We start from the raw sequence: 20,327 nt of genomic DNA on the forward strand, positions 1-20,327 counted from the left end.
ATTTATCTGTTGCAGTTCTGAGAGTATTTCTTTGGCGAAATGCCCACAGACTTGGTAAATGACTTAAGGAAATTGCTGTAATCACTAAATCCGCATCTCTCACAGACTTCGCTAACGCCAATGCCCTCTGCCAAAAGAGATTTGGCAATGGATATTCTCCTTGCAGTCATGTACTTATTGATTGTAGTACCAGTTGCGGACTTAAACAATCTACATATATATGATTCACTTATAAAAAACTGTCTGGAAAGGTCACCAATACTGATAGGATACTGGATATTATTGTTAAGATATGAAAGTATAGCATCGACCTGATCATTATAAGTAGAAAGCTTATTAGGCACATTGTCACTAAGCTTATCATTGATGATCTGATTGATCATAACAAAAAGCTCAGTAAAAGTAGCCTTCTCAAGCAAATCATGGCCGTAGTCATTGCTTGAAAGGATCTTGTTTACAAAATAAAGAAATCTACCCTGCTGCTCAGAAGAAAGACTTATCTTGTGAGAAAACTCTTCCGTTCTCTTCTGGAAACATGCGTCCAGATTGGTCTCTTTGGAAGATATACTCTGCATAAAATCAGGGTCTATCATGATAACGATTCTCTCGTGGAGTTCTTGATCTATCTGAGTAAGATAATGTGAATCATACTGATTGATCAGGAAAAGATCTCCTGGCGCAATATCATAGATCTTATTATCAATAAGAAACTGTTTGCCTCCGGAAATTGAAAAATAGACTTCATAGCAGTCATGGATATGCATCTCCATGGCCTTCTCATCCTTATACAAGTGGGCAATACTGAAATACTTATTTTCAATACTTGCCGCCATAGCGTCCTTGCACGAATTTAGTTCTCTCATTACTACCTCTTTATTTCAATATAATCTAAAATATAATACCTTTATGTTATAGTAATGCTTCACTATTTTCAAGTTTTTTATATTTGGTATCAGTTTTTATAGAAAATATTGGAAACAAAAAAGCCAATCGCACCGCTTGGGTACGATTGACTTGAAGTTTTTTAAAAAATTTTATTTGCAAAGCGCATATGTATCACGAGCAATAGCAAGCTCTTCGTTTGTAGGAACAACTAAAAGAGTAACCTTACTATCTGGAGTAGAGATTGTCTTCTCCTCGCCGCGAACCTTGTTGGCCTCTACATCGATCTTGGCTCCGATAAATCCAAGTCTGTCACAGATAAGCTTACGAACAAATCCGCTGTTCTCACCAACACCAGCTGTGAAGCAGATAGCATCAACACCGCCCATAGCTGCTGTGTATGAACCGATGTACTTAACTACTCTGTATACGAATGCATCAACTGCTCTATGTGCACCAGCGTGTCCCTTGTTGTAACCATCCTCAAGATCTCTAAAGTCAGAAGAAAGCTCATCAGAAAGACCAAATACACCAGACTTCTTGTTAAGAAGGTTAGTAACGTCAGCCACTGTAGAATTCTCCTTCTTCATGATGAATTCTACAACTGAAGGATCGATGTCACCTGATCTTGTACCCATGATAAGACCTTCAAGTGGAGTAAGTCCCATTGAAGTATCTACGCACTTACCACCGTCAACAGCTGAGATTGAAGCACCATTTCCAAGGTGGCAAACAATGAGCTTAAGGTCCTTAGCATCTTTGCCAAGAAGCTCTACTGCTCGCTTAGAAACATATGAATGGCTTGTTCCGTGGAAGCCGTATCTTCTGATGCCGTACTTTTCATAGTATGAATATGGAAGTCCATAAAGGTATGCATCCTGAGGCATTGTCTGATGGAATGCTGTGTCAAATACAGCAACCATAGGAACACCAGGCATAACCTTCTGGCAAGCTCTGATACCAATGAGGTTTGCTGGGTTGTGAAGTGGTGCAAGATCTGAAACCTCTTCGATAGCCTTGATAACCTCTTCTGTAATAACAACAGACTTTGTGAACTTCTCTCCGCCGTGAACGATACGATGTCCAACAGCTCCAATCTCTGAAAGTGAAGAAACAACGCCTGTTTCTGCGTTTGTAAGAGCTTCAATTACAAGCTCGATTGCCTTGTTGTGATCTGGCATAGGAGTAACTTTAGTAACTTTATCCTTGCCTGCAGGTGTATAACTGATCTGGCTTCCGTCAATTCCGATTCTCTCGCATAATCCCTTGCAGATTACCTGCTCTGAGTCTGAATCAATAAGCTGGAACTTCAGTGATGAACTACCACAATTGATAACCAATATTTTCATCTTAACGATTCTCCTAATTAAAATAAAATTTAATATATGTTTACTTATATATTTTACCAAGGTATTATTTTATAACAAGGAAAAAGTTGCACAAAAATTGTATTTTATTGAAAGTGCTTACATCATGATGAAGACTGTAGCTGTAATAGCTGAATTCAACCCATTTCATAATGGGCATAATTACATATTAGAGAAGGCAAAAGAGATAACAAATGCAGAAAACGTGATCGTAATAATGAGCGGCGACTTCGTTCAAAGAGGCGCTCCTGCATTCATGGATAAGTTCTCTAGGACTATTTGCGCCCTAAATTCAGGTGCAGACCTTGTTTTGGAGCTTCCAATCTATTATAGTCTTGGAAGTGCTGAGTACTTTGCTCAGGGCGCTGTTTCTATACTTGATAGACTAGGCATCGTCACTGACCTTGTATTTGGTAGCGAATGCGATGACCTTGCTCTCCTATCAGATATCGCAGATATTCTAGTAAAAGAGCCAGAGGAATTCAAAGAAAAGCTCCAGGAACAATTAAAAAACGGCGATAGCTTTGCCCTTGCCCGTGAGAAGGCTGTATTACAGGCACTTCACACAGATGATTCCAAGGTAAAAGACATCCTATCTAGCCCAAATAGTATCTTATCCCTTGAATATCTAAAGGCACTAAAAAGGCTTAATAGCACTATAGAGCCCCACACCATAAAGCGCGTAGGCTCTGATTATAATTCAAAAGAATTGTCTAACATACCAAGCGCAACTGCCATCCGCTCTTTTATCGCAAAAAATGGCACAAAGCTTCAGGATGAGTTAAAAGAAATGGTTTCCAAAAGCTCTTTTGACCAGATAATTAATTACCAGGGAAGTTTTGGAAATACAGATAATTTCACTAAGTACTTGTATTACAAGATCATGCAAGCAGGTGAAAAAGGCCTTACTGAATACCTTGATATAAACGAAGAACTTTCCAATAAGATTCTGGACGCAGCACAAACATTCAAAACATTTGATGAGCTCTGCGCAAAATGTAAGTCCAAGAATATGACCTATTCAAGGATTTCTAGGAGCCTTATGCATATAGTCCTAGATATGAAGGCTTCTAACATGGAGGAATACAAGGCTGATGGTTATACTGGTTATGCCCGTATCCTTGGCATGAAAAAAGACATATCTCCTAGCATTAAGACAGTCAAAAATATAGGAAATATCAAGATCTTTAATCAATTAAAGGAAGCTAAAGAGAATCTTTCAGAACTGGAAATGCGACTACTTAACGAAACTCTTTTTGCAAATAAGTTATACAGCCTTGAATTTAAAGGCGAAAATGTAAACGAATATAGGCTACAACCGATAATTCTTTGATTGAAGTAATTTTTTTAACGTGATAACATTAATATATATGCTTTTATGAACACTTGGAGGAAAAAATGGGACTTGAGAAGATAGAAAAAGGCACGATAATACACAAGGCAGGCGAAGATACCGTAGGTACCATCGAGATCCTTGTAAAGGGAAGTATAAAAATATACGATCAATTCTCTTCCATTACCATGAGTGTCGGAAGCTTTATTGGAATTGTAGAATCACCTGGCAAAAAATATATTTACTCCTACGAAGCACTTGAAGATTCAGCAGTTTATTCATATCCATTTGAAGACTTAACAGATATACCACCAATAGTAAGATCCAATCCAAAGATTGCGCCAATACTGGCTGCACAGTCTGTTGCTACTGCTTCTAAATGCTGCGACGTATACGAAAAAGAGTATGATGATGCCCTTTCTGAATATGAAAAGATCATCGCTGATTACGCTGACTACCCTAGTCTTTGCATAAAGGTTGGCGAAACCCCAATGATCTTTAACGAGGTCGACGAGATCATTCCACCTGAGAAGTCAGAAAAGATCGGTGAATGGGCATTTCCTTATATCAGAAGTTTAAAAGAAAATGAGGCAATCCTCAAAAAGTCTTTATACAACATAAACATCGACATTGCAGCTGGTATCGTAATGTCCACTTTCTATATCTACGAAAACATATCAAAGGAAAACCAGCTTCTTGGGGAATACAGAAAAGCTCTAAAAAAGAAAACTGCTAACTTCACTGCTAACATGAAGATGATAAACGCTAAGCTCTCCGACATGGAAAAGAATGCAGATGGAGGCTCAAGTGTTGTTACCGTTGTTAACGCCCTTAGCACCATCCTTGCTTATTCTGGTGTATCACCTGAAGTCGCAGCCAAGTTTGAAGAACAGATTGGTGAGTTCAAGCACAATGACAACAGATACGATTCTGAGGACGAAGCAAGAGCCCTTAGACGTAATCTTGGAAATACCTTCTACGAAGTATTTACACCTGCTTTCATAAAAAGTCTAAATGACGACAACTATCCTATGGAAGTTAAGATGTTCTTCATGTTCGGCTTTGTAGACGAAGAACTTGCAGGTGAAAAGAACACTAGAATTCTTTATAACATGGCAAAAGCCTACGTGCCAGATCCAGAAGGCAACGTAGTCACATTATACGAATGGCTCAAAAAAATCTACAACCTTGAAGTTGAGCCTTCAAGAAACGAATTTGACCAGGACTGGGAAGGTTATCTTCGCGAGCAAAAAGCTACAGGTAATTTGAAGCAGGCTCAAATAGATGCAATGGTCAATGACCCTAAGAGCAGACTTGATTTTGAGATTCACAACCTCTTCTCTTTAGGTAACAGAATGACCTTTGGTAGAATCTCTTCCTTCGTTCCTGTATTTGATGAAATGAACGTACTTAGGCCTCTTGATATGGCCTATCTGACCTACAGCAAGATCAATGAATATTTTGCAAATATCAGAGCCGTTGACTACGGAGTATTCTGCAGACAGGCTGTTTATTCAAATCCAGAGATCGGTGTTACGCAGCTCTTTTACGCTGATGATATCACACCTTATATGATCCTCATGCCAAACGTTGGTAGCAGAGCTTCCCTTTGGCAGGAAATTGAGGGCAAAAAACGTAGTACCAAAGCCAGAATGCTGGTTTCAATATTCAACACAGAAAATACTGAAGAATGCATGGTAAGACTCTTTGGTGAGTTTAGATGGGAAATGTGCAAAACTGAACAGGGCGTTCACTGGAACGACGTTACTGACCCATCTCTTACTTCTATGTACTGCGATTATCTGCAGTTCTTCAAAAAGAACTCAGCTCTTTCTACAGAAAATAAGGAAAAGCTAAAGACTGACCTTAAGAAGTATTCTAATAACTACAAGAACGTGTTTATTGCCGATTATTTGGCTTATGTAAAGTTCGAGGCAAACGGATCGCCAAGACTTAATAAGGTTGCAAGAGAGATTCTCTTTACCTTCTGTCCTTTTGCAAAAGAACTAAGAGAAAAAGTTTCAGATAATCCTCAGTATACTGAGCTTATAAATCACTACCAGGCTCATATAGGTAACCTTGCAAAGCCTGTTATGAACATGGCAAGTAAACTTAAACGTGATGGAATTGAGATTCCAGAACAGATAACAAAACAACTTGAACATCTAAGCAAATAAAAAAGGCGGCCAGTTGGCCGCCTAAATTATTCTATAAAATTAGTTGAGCTTCTCAGCATTCTCGAAAAGGTGTGTAACATCTTCCTTGGTAAGACCGCCTGTTGTAAGGCTCATTACATATCCGTTGTCTACAAGGCAGCATACTCTCTCGTAGTAATCGATACCCTGGATCTTGGCTGAGATAAGAAGTGATGAATGCTCCTCACCCATGAACTTAACCTTATCGATCTCAGTTGTAACGTTCTCAAATCCCTGCTGCTCAAGGATCTCAACAACTGAAGTAGATGAAGCATTAAGAACTGTCTCCTCGTCAACAAGTGTGCTAACGATTGAACCAACTGACTGAAGTGCTACGTTGAATGACTTGAGCATTGTATCATCTGCTGCATAAGCAACGATCATAACCTTACCCTCATCAACATACTTCTTGATAGTATCATTTGTGAAGTCGCCAGCTGCATTGTTAAGATCTGCAACAGCCTGCTCGTCAGCAAAAGTCATATCACTATCAACGTTGAACTTAAGGTTGAAGTTCTCGTTGATATAAGCCTGTCCATCAACATAACCAGCAGCAGCATCAGCTGTAACTTCTGTAGCTTCCTCAGATGAAGCCTCGCTTGCAGCCTCTACAGCCTCTTCTACAGAAGCCTCTGAAGATGCCTCGTCAGCGCTATCCTCTTTGATCTCAAAAGCTGCCTCTGAAGACTCTTCGCCAGCCTTTAAAGGTCCCTTATCTGTGTCTGTGTTACCACATGCTACGCTAGAAGCCATGATCATCATAGCAAGCATAGCTACTAAGATTTTCTTCTTCATAATTATCTCTCCTCTTATAATCTGGATTTCTTTTTGCAAAATGACTTTGCTATATTACCAAATTTAAGAGGATAAATCAAATTTTACTTGTTAAGGTAAGCCTTCTCGGCCTTTTCAATGCACTCTCTAGATGATACAGCAACATCAGGAGTTGTATCCTCCAAAGTAGCCTGAATATAAGGCTTATTGTCCATTGCAAACTTAACGATACCTGAATAATCAAGTTCTCCAAGACCGCATCCCATGCTGACAACACCTTCATCTGTAAGGATACAGTCCTTAAGATGTATCATGCAGATATCCTTACCAAGAAGCTCGTGAGCTTCCTCAAATACTTCATACTTTCTGTCATAGTTGTCTGTCCAAAGAAGGTTTACAGGATCATAGATGATCTGAAGGTTTGGTGAACCAATTCTATCAAGAACCTCTCTAGCTCTTGCTGGAGTATGTACGATATGTCTGTAAACAGGTTCGATCGCCACAATAACACCCATCTTCTCTGCATACTCTACAACAGGTCTCAAATTAGTGATAAAGGTATCAAGAGCTTCCTGGGAATGGCAAGCCTCTTTGTCATAGTGATAATCAACATTTGGAGCACCTGTCTCTGTTCCAACCATGCCGCATCCCATTAGCGCTGCAAAACGGATGTGAGCCATGTACTTCTCCTGAGTCTTTTTAAGCTCTTCCTGATCAGGAGTTGCAAGATTCAAGTAGCAACCAAGAACTGCCACTTCAAGATCAGCCTTTCTAAAAGAATCTCTAAGATACATAGCGTATCCAGGAGTAAGAGCTGAAGGCTCAGCTGTAAAGCCAGGAACCTTAGAAAGAGCTATATGAACGCAGGAAAATCCCTGCTTTTTGATCTCCTTAAGTCTCTCCTCAAAAGGAAGTTCAACTGTATCATGGAATCTGATACCAATCTGCATCATAATCTATATCCTCCAAAAACTATACTTCATTTATCAATATCAACATGAAAAGTATAGCGTAGTTTCCTATCCAAAAATAGTTACTATACTTGCATCAATATCGAATATCTTTTCATACTTTTATAAAGTAACGCCCCTCTTCCAGATAGCCATATCATGGAATCCTGCAATTTCACTCTTAAGCTTTTCACCAGAAGCTGTCCTTAAGATCTTGTCATAAAGCTCATCAGTAAGCTCCTCAAAGCTCTTGCCCTCAAGGATCTGACCAGCTCTAAAATCTATCCAGTTGCTCTTTTTGTCAGCGATCACATTATTACTAGCAATCTTCATAGTAGGCACTGGACATGCAAATGGAGTTCCTCTTCCCGTTGTGAAAAGAACTATCTGTGCCCCGGAAGAAGCCAGAGCCGTTGCAGCACAAAGGTCATTACCCGGTGCACATAAAAGGTTAAGGCCCTTTTCATCTGTTCTCTCGCCGTATTCAAGAACCTTCATAACTGGATAATCTCCAGATTTCTGGGTACAACCAAGAGACTTATCTTCTAAAGTTGTAATACCGCCAGCCTTGTTTCCAGGAGATGGATTTTCATAGATAGGCTCTCCTTGCTTAGTAAAATACTCTTTGAAACCGTTGATCATATTGACTGTATCGTTAAAAGTAGCTTCATCCTTACATCTGTTCATAAGGATAGTCTCTGCGCCAAACATCTCAGGCACTTCTGTCAGAATAGATGTGCCGCCATTTTCAATGATCCTATCAGAGATTCTACCAACAAGTGGATTAGCTGTTATACCTGAAAAGCCGTCACTTCCGCCGCATTTAAGACCGATGATAAGGTTAGAAGCACTAACTGTCTCTCTCTTATCATTTGAAGCTACATCAATGATCTCTTTAAGCAAATTAAGACCATCTTCCATTTCATCATCAGATTCCTGGCAAACAAGGAACTTAACCCTTGATTCATCCACCTTACCAATGTAAGGCTTTAAGACATCAATATTACTATTCTCACAGCCAAGTCCTAGAACCAGAACGCCCCCTGCATTTGGATGGTTTACAAGATCTGACAAAATGGTCCTTGTATGCTCCTGATCATCGCCAGTCTGAGAGCAACCATAGTTGTGAGTAAAAGCTACAACTTCATCAATGCTACCCTTAACATAGGAATTTGCTACCTTAGCAAGAGCTGTAGCTATGTTATTAACGCAGCCAACAGTAGGTATGATCCAGACTTCATTTCTGATACCAACCTTACCATTTGCCCTTACAAAGCCCTCAAAGGTGCTGTTTTTGGAGCCCATACGAGATAGCTTTGCTGAAATATCATCAGCATCTGGCTCATATTTATAATCTAAGATTCCCTCAAGATTAGTCTTGATATCATGAGTGTGAACCCAGCTTCCAGTCTTAATGTCATTTATAGCATGTCCAATTGCATAGCCATATTTTATGACATTCTCATTTTCTGAAATGTCTCTAATGGCAACCTTATGACCAGCATTAACATCTTCTAAAAGAATAATTTCCTTCCCAGAAGAAAGTGAGATTTTTTCTCCCTTTGTCATAGGTTCAAGGCAAACTACCACGTTATCCTCTGGATGGATCTGCAAAAATCTACTCATAATTTCAAGCCTTTCTCATAATCAATGTAAGCGTTTACATTAAAATCATATCTTCATTAAATCCTAGAGTCAACAAATTTTTGCTATTGTAAAGAGAAATCGGCTTTTGTATAATTTAGAGGATAAAATATGAAAATGCTTACATTTTTGTAAAGCCAAATAAAATCAATATTGTTGGAGGGTTCATAATGAAGAAATTTATGGATGCAGATTTCCTTCTGCAGTCAGACGCAGCTAAGACAATCTATCATGACTACGCTGAGAATATGCCTATTCTCGACTACCACTGTCACATCAGCCCAAAGGAAATTGCTGAGGACAGACACTTTGAGAACATCGCTCAGGTATGGCTTGGTGGCGATCACTACAAGTGGCGTCTCATGCGTGCTTTTGGTGTTGATGAGAAGTACATCACAGGCGATGCTTCTGACAAGGACAAGTTCCTTATGTTTGCTAAGTGCCTTGGTAAGGCTGTTGGTAACCCACTCTATCACTGGGCACACCTTGAGCTTCGTAAGTACTTCGGTTACGACGGAGTTTTAAATGAAAAGACTGCTGAAGAAGTTTATGACCTTTGCAACAAGGTTCTTCAGGCTCCAGATATGGGCGCAAGAAAGCTCATCAAGATGTCAGATGTAACACTTATCTGCACAACAGATGATCCTATCGACACTCTTGAGTGGCATGACAAGATCAAGGCTGACTCATCATTCGATGTTAAGGTTCTTCCAGCTTGGAGACCTGATAAGGCAATGAACATCACAAAGCCTGACTTTGTAGATTATATTGGTAAACTCTCAGAAGTTAGCGGCGTTAAGATCTCTTCTTTCAAGGATCTTAAGGAAGCTCTCAAGATTCGTCTTGATTACTTTGGAACAAAGGGCTGCAACGTAACAGACCACGCTCTTGAGTATGTTATGTACCGCCCTGCTACTGATGATGAAGTTGAAGCTATCTTTGCTAAGAGAATCAAAGGTGAGACTGTTTCTTATGAAGAGAGCCTTAAATTCCAGACAGCATTCATGCTCTTTGAAGGCGCTGAGATTGCAAAGCGTGACTGGGTAATGCAGCTTCACTTTGGTTGCAAGCGTGATAATAACACAGCTATGTATGAAAAGCTTGGACCTGACACAGGATATGATACAATAGGAGCATACTATCCTATGGGTGAGCTTGCAGACTTCCTTGATGCACTTCAGAAGACAGGAAGCCTTCCAAAGACTATTCTTTATAGCCTTAACCCTAACGATAACAAGATCATCAACACAACACTTAATGCATTCAACGAAGGACCAGCAGTTGCCAAGATCCAGCAGGGAAGCGCTTGGTGGTTCAATGATACCAAGCTTGGTATGGAAGAACAGCTTCAGTGCGTAGCTGAATCAGGTAACCTCTCAGGTTTCGTAGGAATGCTCACAGACTCAAGAAGCTTCACATCCTATACAAGACATGACTACTTCCGCAGAATTCTTTGCAACTACCTTGGAAGCCTTGTAGATAACGGTGAATTCCCAGAGTCAGAAATTGACACACTTGGTAAGATCGCTGCTGATATTTCATACAACAACGCAGTAAGATATTTCAAATTTCCTTTAGAGGTTAGATAAAAACTTATGAGCAACCAGATGACTATTTATGACATTTCCAAAAAGGCTGGCGTATCCATCGCTACTGTTTCAAGAGTATTAAACGGAAGCGCCAACGTTAAGCCTCGCACCCGTAAAAAGGTAATGGATATCATAGAACAATACGGCTACAAGCCAAATGCATTTGCAAGGGGCCTTGGTCTTAACTCAATGAAGACCATCGGAATCCTCTGCGCTGATGCTTCGGACCTTTATTTAGCCAAAGCTATCTACTATATCGAGCAGAGCCTTCGTGAAAACGGCTACCACTCTGTTCTATGCTGTACAGGCTATGAGATGGAATCAAGAAAAGAGTCCTTGAATCTCCTGTTATCACAGCACGTAGATAGCGTAGTCATGGTTGGTTCACACTTCATTATGAACAATCCTGAGGACAATCAGTACGTAAATGATGCCGCTGCATCAGTACCTATCATGCTCCTTAACGCTGATTATGATTGTCCAAATGTATACTGCACTCTCTGTGATGACCACAAAGCCACACAGGATGCAACCGAGAAACTCATAGCCGCTGGTTGTAAAAAGATACTATATCTCTACAACAGTAACTCCTACAGCGGACTCAAGAAACTAGCTGGTTTCCAGAACGCACTCCTTACAAAAGACATTCCTCTAAAAAAGGAAATGCTGCAGTGCTTCCATGGAAATCACGAAGACATCGATGGAGTAAAGAACTTCCTAAATGATCTTCACAGCAAAAAAGGCATTGAATTCGACGCTATCGTAACTAGCGAAGATTTCCTTGCAGTTGGTGCCATGAAATATGCTCGTGCCAACAAGATAAGTGTTCCAAAAGACCTTCAGATCGTAGGCTACAACAATTCAATCCTAGCCCACTGCTCTGAGCCGGCCATCTCTTCTATTGATAACCGTCTAGAAGACATGTGCCTGCAGCTTGTCAAAACACTTATTGGAGTTCTCACTCAAAACGAAATGCCACAAAAGACTATCTTTTCCGGCGAACTGATTGAGCGAGGCTCAACAAAATTATAAAAAATAGGTGCTAGCCCCTTTTTGGGACCGGCACCTTTTTTAGTGTTGTTAGTTATGAATTTGTAATGATTCCACCGCCAAGAACAATATCGTCATCATAGAAAACACAAGACTGACCTGGTGTAGCTGCTCGTTGTGGCTCATCAAAAATAATAGTTGCGCCACCATCAGAAGTTGGAGTAACAGTACATGGCTGCTCTTTGTGACGATATCTAATCTTAGCTAAACATCTAAATTCAGACGTTGGCTTTTCACCAGTAATCCAATGGAAATCTCTAATAGTGAGTTCTCTCTTAAAGAGATCTTCATTATCACCTAATATAACTTGATTGTTAGGTACATCTAATTTTGTAACATACAATCTTTTTTCCGCTGGGATACCTAAACCGCGGCGCTGACCGATGGTATATCCGATGATGCCGTCGTGGGTTCCGAGGACGTTGCCGTCTCTATCTACGAAGTTACCCTTTGGGTAATCTTTTCCGCGGTAGCGTTTGATCATGCCAGCATAATCGCCGTCAGGTACAAAGCAGATGTCCTGGCTTTCTTTTTTATGAGAAGTTACAAAGCCCTGAGAATCTGCGATCTCTCTAACTTCATCCTTGGTATATTCCCCAAGAGGGAAAGCTGTGTGTGCAAGCTGCTCCTCAGTAAGATCATAGAGAACATAGCTCTGGTCTTTGGCAAGATTCTTGGCCTTTAATAGATAAAAATGTCCATCTCGCTCTTCTATCCTTGCGTAGTGACCAGTTACGATAACGTCATAGCCCATCTCTCTTCCCTTTTGATAAAGGGTATCAAACTTAAGATATTTGTTGCATCTGATACATGGGTTTGGTGTCTCCCCCATCTCATAGCTACATACAAAAGGCTCAATGACTTTATCTCTAAACTCCGCCTCGTAGTGATAGATATTGTACTCAATACCTATCTTGTCGCAGACAGCTCTGGCATCCTGTGTATCATTAAGACTACAGCAGGTTCCAAAAAGGTCCTCGCCTATCATGTCATTTTCATATAGACGCATGGTGCATCCCATGCAATCATATCCCTTGCTGGCCATAAGGTAAGCTGCGACGCTACTATCAACTCCGCCGCTCATGGCAACAAGCGCTTTTTTCTTTTCACTCATTTCTTAATCCTTTATAGTGGCATCCCTTAGAATACCGTAAATCTTGTCCATATCAATATTAGCTCTTATGGTATCTGCTAGTATATCATATTGAGACTCTTTAAACTCAGAGTACGACAATAAACTTATACTCTTTTTGCCAAGAATCTTCAAGATGTCCGCCGCAATTCCGCCCTCATCAAAGATTCCGTGGACGTAGGAAGCATACACGTTTGCGCCGTTACTGATAACAACATCAGTTACGCCGCTTTGTCCCATATGTATCTCGTAGCCCTTATATTCTTTATCCGTAATAGACTCAAATACTCCCTTAGGAAAAGAGATCCTACCTTCCCTCTGAACTGTGGTCTTTGAAGGACTCATCTTGGTATCTATATCAAGAAGCCCCATTCCTCTTATTTCAGACAAAAGACCTGATTCCACCTTATCTTCATCTGAAATGGAATTTCCAAGCATCTGAAGACCGCCGCAGATTCCAAAGACAGGCTTAGTCTTAGAAAATCTAATAATCTCTCTTTCAAGACCAGATTCTCTGATATATTTAAGATCCTCAATAGTGTTCTTACTACCAGGAAGGATGATCATATCTGGATCACCAAGTTCGTAGACACTATCAACGTACCTAACAGTTACTCCCTCCTGCATCTCGAAGGCACCAAGATCAGTAAAGTTGGATATTCTAGGATACCTGATGACCGCAATATCAATAAGGTCTCCAGTAGCTCTTTTACTATCAAACCTTGAAGTTAAGGAATCCTCATCATCAACCTTGATGTTCATGTAAGGAATAACGCCTACAGTCTCAATACCAAGCTTATCTGTAATAAAATCAATTCCGCTATCAAGAAGAGACTTATCTCCTCTAAACTTGTTGATCACAAGTCCCTTTATCCTGTCTCTCTCAGAGGGCTGAAGCAGTTCCACAGTTCCATAGAGCTGGGCAAATACGCCGCCTCTATCGATGTCGCCAACAAGAAGAACAGGACTATCAACAAGCTCAGCCATGCCCATATTTACAATGTCATTTTCACGAAGGTTGATCTCTGCTGGGCTGCCAGCACCTTCTATAACGATAATATCAGCATCTTCAAAAAGTTTACGAAAGGCATTTAAGATATCAGGAATCAAAGTCTTTTTGTAAGCAAAATAGTCCCTAGCCTTCATATTGCCACGGGCTACGCCGTTTACAATAACCTGGGAGCCTGCATCACTTGATGGCTTAAGCAAAATAGGATTCATATAGACAGATGGCTTAACGCCAGCGCACTCCGCCTGCATGACCTGTGCCCTTCCCATTTCAAGACCGTCCTCAGTGATATAGGAATTAAGCGCCATATTCTGGGACTTAAAGGGAACTGCCTTGTATCCGTCTTGTCTAAATATCCTGCAAAGTCCAGCAACTAAAAGACTCTTACCTGCGCCGGACATTGTGCCCTGAACCATGATAACCTTTGCCATAATCTTTACCTCAAAAATGCCCTTATACAATTAAGTATAAGGGCATCACCATTCATATTCTACCAAAAACTTAATCAAGCTCTGATGTGCAGTGAGGACATCTTGTTGCTTCAATATTGATCTCACTCTTACAACGTGGGCAGATCTTGGTTGTTGCAGGTGCCTCAGCCTTTTCCTTGGCAAGCTTCTCGCTAAGCTTGTTCATGAACTTAACGATAAAGAAGATCACAAGAGCCATCAGGATAAAGTTGATGACAACTGTAATAAAAGTTCCATAGTTAAGTGTTGCTGCTCCTGCCTCTTTGGCAGCGTCAAGTGTTGCATACTCTGAGCCATCAAGACTTACAAACATGTTGTTAAAGTCGATTCCCCCTGTAAGAAGGCTGATAACTGGCATGATAATGTCATCTACAAGTGATGAGATGATCTTCTGGAAAGCACCGCCAATGATAACACCAACAGCCATATCCAGCACGTTGCCACGCATTATAAACTCACGAAATTCCCCTGCAAGGCCCTTTCCCTTGCCTGCTACTGCTTTAACCTTTTCTGTCATACCTGCTCTCCCTATATACGAAATAATTTTTCAGTATCTGAGAAAATTATAGCACACTCCCTCGAAAAATAAAGGCGGTGACTAGCACCGCCTATACTTTTTTAAATACTTATGAATTCTCATTTATGTAGATTGAAAGTCTGCTCTGAATGATGTCGCATACCTCTTTGGCAGTCTTCTGACCACTAAAGAATGCGGAAGCCTCCTCAGAGATTATGTTGCTAACGTTCATGTTATAGCTCATAGCATAATGTGAGTTCTTGACAAGAGCGTCAACCTGATCTACGTCAGCCTGTGTAAGTACTGGAACCTCAACCTCTTTATCACCAACGTAATAATACTCTTTGGATTCAACTTTGTTGCCATTTTCATCCTCGTAGTACTCAGCCTCCATGGCTTTTGCTTTCATCTTCTCATAACTTGACTCTCTTATAGGGAAGTCCCAATCAAGTGAATCCTGGAATTCCTCTGAAAGGAAGTACTTGATGAACTTCCAAGCACCATCAGCGTTCTTGGACTGAGCTGAGATGCAAAGTCTTGTTCCAGGATAGATGACTGATGTGTAATGAGATCCTGGGAATCCTATAAAGGACACATCTTCACCAAAGACTACATATCTAATTCTTTTAAATGAATCAAATCCATAGAGGCTAGTTTGGTTAAAGAGGGCCTCATCTGATCTATAGGCTGTGTCATAATCCATGTAATCATCTTCCTGATATTCTTCTGGGAAATCTTTCATGAATTCCATAAGCTCAACAAACTCGTCGCTATTAAAACTGCAAGTCTTGTTGGACCAGTCAATATAATCAGGACCAGCAAAAGCTACGCCATAATCAAGCATATCTTTTCTAAGGTTCATTCCAAAAGCATTAGCCTTCTTTATACCCTTAGCTTCGATGATATTCTTGTAATCCTCCATAGTAAGAAGGTCCTGGCCCTTTACAAGTGATGCCTTACAAGCAACTGTAGCAATTTCAAAGTAAGGAACTACCTGATACATCTTGTCTCCAGTCTTGAATGCATCCATGATATTATCAATGTACTTGGCATCTGCAATGTCAGGATCAGAGCTAAAATATGGTGCCACATCAAGGAAAAGTCCCTTGTTAATATAACTCTCTACTGGGCTTTCAAGGTCAAAAGCCATAATGTCAGCCACGTTACCAGATGCAATATCAAGGTTAAATCTCTTTATACCAGCATCATAGTCATCTTCTGTATCATAAGTTGAGTAGTCAACGAATTTAATCTTGTACTCATCATTGTCCTTATTAAACTTAACTGCAGCCTGTCTCACATTATAATCAATATACGCTCCAGCAAGAGTGATGATCTGTCTGTCCTTGACCTGATCAGCTGGAACCTTTGTAAGTCTGGTCAAAGTAAAGTTGTAGTCAAAATCCGGTACAAGTGCAACCAGCTCTGTATCGCTTACAGCAACGGCATTATTAAGGTTATATGTAATAGAAAGATCTGAATCTATGTAATCAAGGAGTTTTACAAGCTTATCAGATTTAAGGTCATAACCGTAAATTGCTGTATCATCAGCGCAATAAATGTCGTAGCCATTACCGCCAAAGAAGGTGTAATAGTTAGTGTTTGAAAAGACTTCTGACTTATGGCCAATATCTTTGGCATCAAAATCAAGAGTTCCTACAATCCTGCCTTCATCTGTATAACCTGTTACAAAGATATCTCCATTGTAACCTCTAGTAACTTCAAAATTAGATCCTGTGTATTTGCTATTAAGGTCAATAATTGTTGTAAAGCCCTTATCTTCATCATATGTAGCAATACCCTGATTAGAGCTTAAGATAACTCCATGTTCCTCAGAATATGCAATGCCATATGCTGCATAATAATCACCCTCTGCAACATCCTCACCGAGCTTTATGCTATAAACCTCGTTACCAGCATTATCATACTTAACAAGTGTGTACTCTTCGTCCACCTCCTCATCGTAGTAATGCTCCCCAGCATATCCATCATCACCATCTTCATCTACAGCTTCAGGATCTGTATCCCCTGAAGAAGCTTCTGTACTAGCGTCACTTGCAACAGTGTCCTTAGAAGAAACAATTTCTTTATCTTCCTCTTCTGAGGCTGATTCTGAGGTTGCTTCTGAAGCTGTAGATGCAGATGCCTCAGATGAAGCCTCTTCGCCAGCTTCTTCATCCTCAGAGGCCTCAGTATATCCTGCGCCATCAAACCAGTTATACTTGGCCTTTACCGCATAGAAGTTACCTTCGGAATCAAAATCAATGTAGCTAAAACTCTCATCATTTTTAGCTGGAATCTTAAACGACTTAACATCTGATCCATCAGAATTAAATGAATAGATTACTGTTTCTCCCTCATCACCATAGTAGGTACCATAGATTCTATCCCCAACAATCCTAAGACTATTCATTCTATCTGGATTAAGACCATCAATAATTATGTCCTCAGATGCAAACACATAATCTTTTGAAGCTTTTGTAGCATCACCCAAGATGCTTTCTTCATCTTGCTTCCCCTTACCACAACCAGTTACTAGAGATACTGACATTGCAAGTACAAGAGAAACACTGGTTATTCTTTTAAAAATATCTCTCTTTTTCATAACTTAACTCCTCTCTTTTGCCTCTTTTTCATCTTTCTTTTGCTTTTGTTTTACTTCAAAGTCGTATTTTTTGTCGGACAGAGTCTTAACGATGCCAGAAACTGTCCATGTTTTGTGTCTATATAGATAAACCACATATACAGAGAACATGCATATTACAATGAGCTTACATATCCATCTGATAGCGAAAAGAACTACCAATATATCTTCATAGCCCCTTGCAAGGTTCTCCCAATATGGATAAAAGATTGCCTTATTCCACATGCTCCTTGTACCAAAGCTTGTCAGTATGTCATACATAGAAAAAGCTGAAAATCTCTCAGTATTATCTACTATTGAAATGTATCTATCATCAAGAGCGGCGCTCTCTTTGACTATAGTCTTTACAATGCCGTCAACTGGGCTTGGCATCACAACTTCATAACAGTTAATGCCTCCTGTAAGAGCAGTCTTACCATCTTCTGAAATCTCTACTTTCTCTGCTCTGCCGCTTAGGATAGCTCCATATTTACAAAGGCTATCGTATGAGATGTAGGCTAGTCCCCCTTGCTGACCGGCTGCAGTCCTCATCTTGCCTTCCTGCCTCTTAACAACACCAGAAATGTAATGAGGAACATCACCTATTGTGACCATCTGACCCACTACTTCGTTTGAACCAAAGAGCTGCCAGGAAAGATCTTCATCAATAACGATCTGATCCTTCATAAGGGCATCCTTGTTGTAGTAGCTCCCGCTTACAAGCTCAAGTGGGTGAAAGAGAAAAAAATCGCCGAAGGTCCCTATTGCTGTAACCTTATCTGCAGTCTTTCCTTCAAAAGATATTGATACAAGCCCCTGAGCACTATAACAGCTAGAATATAGCTTGGTGTCATCTACAGGCGCCTCAGTATCTTCAGATGCGCCATTATCACCGATCTTTTGAGTTTCTACGATCCGTGGATCTTTTTGTGGCTTTGGATCGTCGTCATCTTGCTCTTCTACGATTCCCGCATCAGTCATCTTGGATTCCATAACGTACTCCATCTTCTTGATGAAGTCCGTATCGATCATCTGATCCTCGGTAAAAAAGATACTGACCTGAGCCATCTTTTTGCCATCAGAAGACCACCTGTCTGCTGCGCTCTGTTCAGGAAGCTTGTGTATAAGAGCTCTGCTGATAAAACCAAGTACAAGATCTAATAAGATCAGCGTAATGACAATGATGAAAGCTTTACTCTTTATGATCTTTAGTATTTTGTTTTTTATCTTTTCTTTATCAAGATTCTTAAAAAACTTCATTACTCGTTTGCCAGCCTTACTTGTTCTCCTGCCTTAACAGGTTTGTTTGATGTTGTGATAACGTACTCATAATTGTCGATAGCAGCTGTGATAGCTGAATTCTTGTCATCTGATGCAACTACTGTTACATCTGCTCTTGTAGCTGTGTATCTGTTGCCAAGAGGACTAGATTTACTCTTAACTATGAGAACGAATTTACCATTTGAATCAGATTTGATAGCACTGTTAGGAACTATCATGTCGTAGTTCTGGGTTCTCTCACCAATTGCAAGAGAAAGAGTCTGACCTGGAGTAACCTCTGTACTCTCGATCTTAAATGTAAGAAGCTTTTTACCTGCAGGATCAGTCTTGTCGTTTTTGATCTGAGTAAGTGTTGCCTTAAAGTCTGAATTAAACTGCCATGCATTCTGTGGCTGTGCTGCATCGCCAACTTTTAGTTTAGCTGCCTGAGCATTTGTTACAGAAAAGCTTGTTGTCATATCTTTGCCATCAACCTGGATAACTGCGATAGTCTCATCAGCTGATGTAGACTCACCAGCAACCTTGGATATTGAGCTAACAGTACCTGCAACTGGTGCCTTTACTGATGAACCAACTGACTCAGATTCAAGCTTTGCAATCTTTTCCTTCTGCTCTGCGATGGAATCGCGCTTTGCACAAAGAGAGATCTCAACATTGATACTCTTAAGCTGCTCTGTCTTTACTCTCTCAGCTTCTTTTAAAGCTGCGGCTGTCTTAGCTTTTTTCTCGGATGCTGTTGCAAGCTTCTGATCATAGCTAAAGCCTGACTGTGAGCTGTATGTAGAAAGCTGTGACTTATCTCTTGTAAGCTCAGCTACGAAATTATTGAGCTCTACCACTCTGTCTTCATCGCCATCATTCTTGGCTTTCTCGATATCTACCTGAGCCTGTGCCAAAAGATACTCAGGAGTTGCTGTATTGTAGTTCATACCAGCCTGCTCATAAGCACGCAGCTGAGTAAGATAATCAATCTCTGCCTGAGCTGCGTTATCTTCTGCAAGGGCTGCATTATAAGTATCAAGAACACCCCCAACCTGCGCCTGATATGTGTCATAAGAAGCAGTCTTACCATTTCTTACATTTGTGATAACGCTGCTTGGAACATCTCCTGAAAAGAGCATCTGCTCATATTCAAGTTCCATTGTATCCAAAGTCTCTTTTGCCTTGGAAAGCTCTTCAGATTCCTTGTCCTCAAGATAATAGATGACATCTCCGATCTCCACATGTGCGCCCTCTTTGACAGCAACGCCTGAGATCTTTCTAGTCTCTTTTACCGTGATATTGTATGGATCCTCAGCCGTTACAGTTCCTGAACCTCTGATCTGTGGACTAATGGTGCCCTCCTCGATCTGAACTGTTGCTACCTGAGGAAGCGAATAATTCATGATGGTGTTTGAAAAGAATGTAAGGATCAGCATAACTGTAAGGAATGCTATCGCTATATTCTTCACCATGTCTTTCCTGTTTACAGGCTTTTTTTCTAAATCCTTGGACATAACATTTACTCCCTT

Annotated in this window: 15 protein-coding genes; 4 read left to right on the top strand and 11 right to left on the bottom strand. The window is 40.4% G+C overall.

The annotated features are described in order from the left end of the window. Positions 1–2: 2 nt before the first annotated feature. Together BLS24_RS10345 and BLS24_RS10350 are read right to left on the bottom strand one after the other, a co-directional pair. Positions 3–863, bottom strand: coding sequence for an AraC family transcriptional regulator (locus BLS24_RS10345; RefSeq protein ID WP_091758764.1), 861 nt, complete (start codon positions 861–863; stop codon positions 3–5). A 171-nt stretch (positions 864–1,034) separates the two neighbouring features. Further along, the gene (locus BLS24_RS10350; RefSeq protein ID WP_091758766.1) at positions 1,035–2,231 is read right to left on the bottom strand and encodes an acetate/propionate family kinase; all 1,197 of its coding nucleotides are present in this window, start codon (positions 2,229–2,231) and stop codon (positions 1,035–1,037) included. Positions 2,232–2,355: 124 nt separating this feature from the next. Here BLS24_RS10350 and BLS24_RS10355 point away from each other — a divergent pair, with 124 nt between their 5' ends. Together BLS24_RS10355 and BLS24_RS10360 are read left to right on the top strand one after the other, a co-directional pair. After that, on the top strand, positions 2,356–3,582 hold the full coding sequence (locus BLS24_RS10355; protein ID WP_143015161.1) for a nucleotidyltransferase: 1,227 nt from the start codon (positions 2,356–2,358) through the stop codon (positions 3,580–3,582). Between the two features lie 65 nt (positions 3,583–3,647). After that, positions 3,648–5,759, top strand: coding sequence for a cyclic nucleotide-binding domain-containing protein (locus tag BLS24_RS10360; RefSeq protein ID WP_091758771.1), 2,112 nt, complete (start codon positions 3,648–3,650; stop codon positions 5,757–5,759). 39 nt (positions 5,760–5,798) lie between these two features. Here BLS24_RS10360 and BLS24_RS10365 read toward each other — a convergent pair whose 3' ends face one another. The 3 genes from BLS24_RS10365 to BLS24_RS10375 all read right to left on the bottom strand — a co-directional run bounded on the left by BLS24_RS10365 (position 5,799) and on the right by BLS24_RS10375 (position 9,127). After that, positions 5,799–6,572: a hypothetical protein gene (locus BLS24_RS10365; RefSeq protein WP_091758773.1), complete on the bottom strand. Its 774-nt coding sequence runs from the start codon at positions 6,570–6,572 to the stop codon at positions 5,799–5,801. An 83-nt stretch (positions 6,573–6,655) separates the two neighbouring features. Further along, positions 6,656–7,504 (bottom strand): sugar phosphate isomerase/epimerase family protein, encoded by an 849-nt coding sequence (locus BLS24_RS10370; protein WP_330388248.1) that lies wholly within the window; start codon positions 7,502–7,504, stop codon positions 6,656–6,658. Between the two features lie 120 nt (positions 7,505–7,624). Continuing rightward, positions 7,625–9,127, bottom strand: a complete 1,503-nt coding sequence (locus BLS24_RS10375) for a UxaA family hydrolase (protein ID WP_091758775.1) — start codon at positions 9,125–9,127, stop codon at positions 7,625–7,627. A gap of 188 nt (positions 9,128–9,315) precedes the next feature. Between BLS24_RS10375 and uxaC the strand changes: the two genes are divergently transcribed. After that, positions 9,316–10,734, top strand: a complete 1,419-nt coding sequence (uxaC, locus tag BLS24_RS10380) for a glucuronate isomerase (RefSeq protein ID WP_091758776.1) — start codon at positions 9,316–9,318, stop codon at positions 10,732–10,734. A gap of 6 nt (positions 10,735–10,740) precedes the next feature. Continuing rightward, positions 10,741–11,766 carry a LacI family DNA-binding transcriptional regulator gene (locus BLS24_RS10385; RefSeq protein ID WP_242872274.1) on the top strand — a complete coding sequence of 342 codons (1,026 nt, stop codon included), beginning with the start codon at positions 10,741–10,743 and terminating at the stop codon, positions 11,764–11,766. A gap of 52 nt (positions 11,767–11,818) precedes the next feature. Here the strand turns inward: BLS24_RS10385 and mnmA are convergent, their stop codons facing one another. The 6 genes from mnmA to BLS24_RS10415 form a co-directional block, all read right to left on the bottom strand. Next, positions 11,819–12,898, bottom strand: a complete 1,080-nt coding sequence (mnmA, locus tag BLS24_RS10390) for a tRNA 2-thiouridine(34) synthase MnmA (protein ID WP_091758778.1) — start codon at positions 12,896–12,898, stop codon at positions 11,819–11,821. A 3-nt stretch (positions 12,899–12,901) separates the two neighbouring features. Beyond that, entirely contained in the window at positions 12,902–14,356 is a 1,455-nt protein-coding gene (locus tag BLS24_RS10395) for a cobyric acid synthase (protein WP_091758780.1), read from the bottom strand. 70 nt (positions 14,357–14,426) lie between these two features. Further along, the gene (gene mscL / locus BLS24_RS10400) at positions 14,427–14,912 is read right to left on the bottom strand and encodes a large conductance mechanosensitive channel protein MscL (protein WP_091758782.1); all 486 of its coding nucleotides are present in this window, start codon (positions 14,910–14,912) and stop codon (positions 14,427–14,429) included. 109 nt (positions 14,913–15,021) lie between these two features. Further along, the gene (locus tag BLS24_RS10405) at positions 15,022–17,517 is read right to left on the bottom strand and encodes an ABC transporter substrate-binding protein (RefSeq protein WP_091758784.1); all 2,496 of its coding nucleotides are present in this window, start codon (positions 17,515–17,517) and stop codon (positions 15,022–15,024) included. A 3-nt stretch (positions 17,518–17,520) separates the two neighbouring features. After that, positions 17,521–18,795, bottom strand: coding sequence for an ABC transporter permease (locus BLS24_RS10410; protein ID WP_091758786.1), 1,275 nt, complete (start codon positions 18,793–18,795; stop codon positions 17,521–17,523). Beyond that, complete coding sequence (locus BLS24_RS10415) at positions 18,795–20,312, bottom strand: HlyD family efflux transporter periplasmic adaptor subunit (RefSeq protein WP_091758788.1); 1,518 nt, start codon at positions 20,310–20,312, stop codon at positions 18,795–18,797. The genes BLS24_RS10410 and BLS24_RS10415 overlap by 1 nt, the downstream gene beginning before the upstream one ends. Between the last annotated feature and the right edge of the window lie 15 nt (positions 20,313–20,327).

The sequence above is a fragment of the Butyrivibrio sp. INlla18 genome, assembly GCF_900103635.1.
Lineage (GTDB): Bacteria > Bacillota > Clostridia > Lachnospirales > Lachnospiraceae > Butyrivibrio.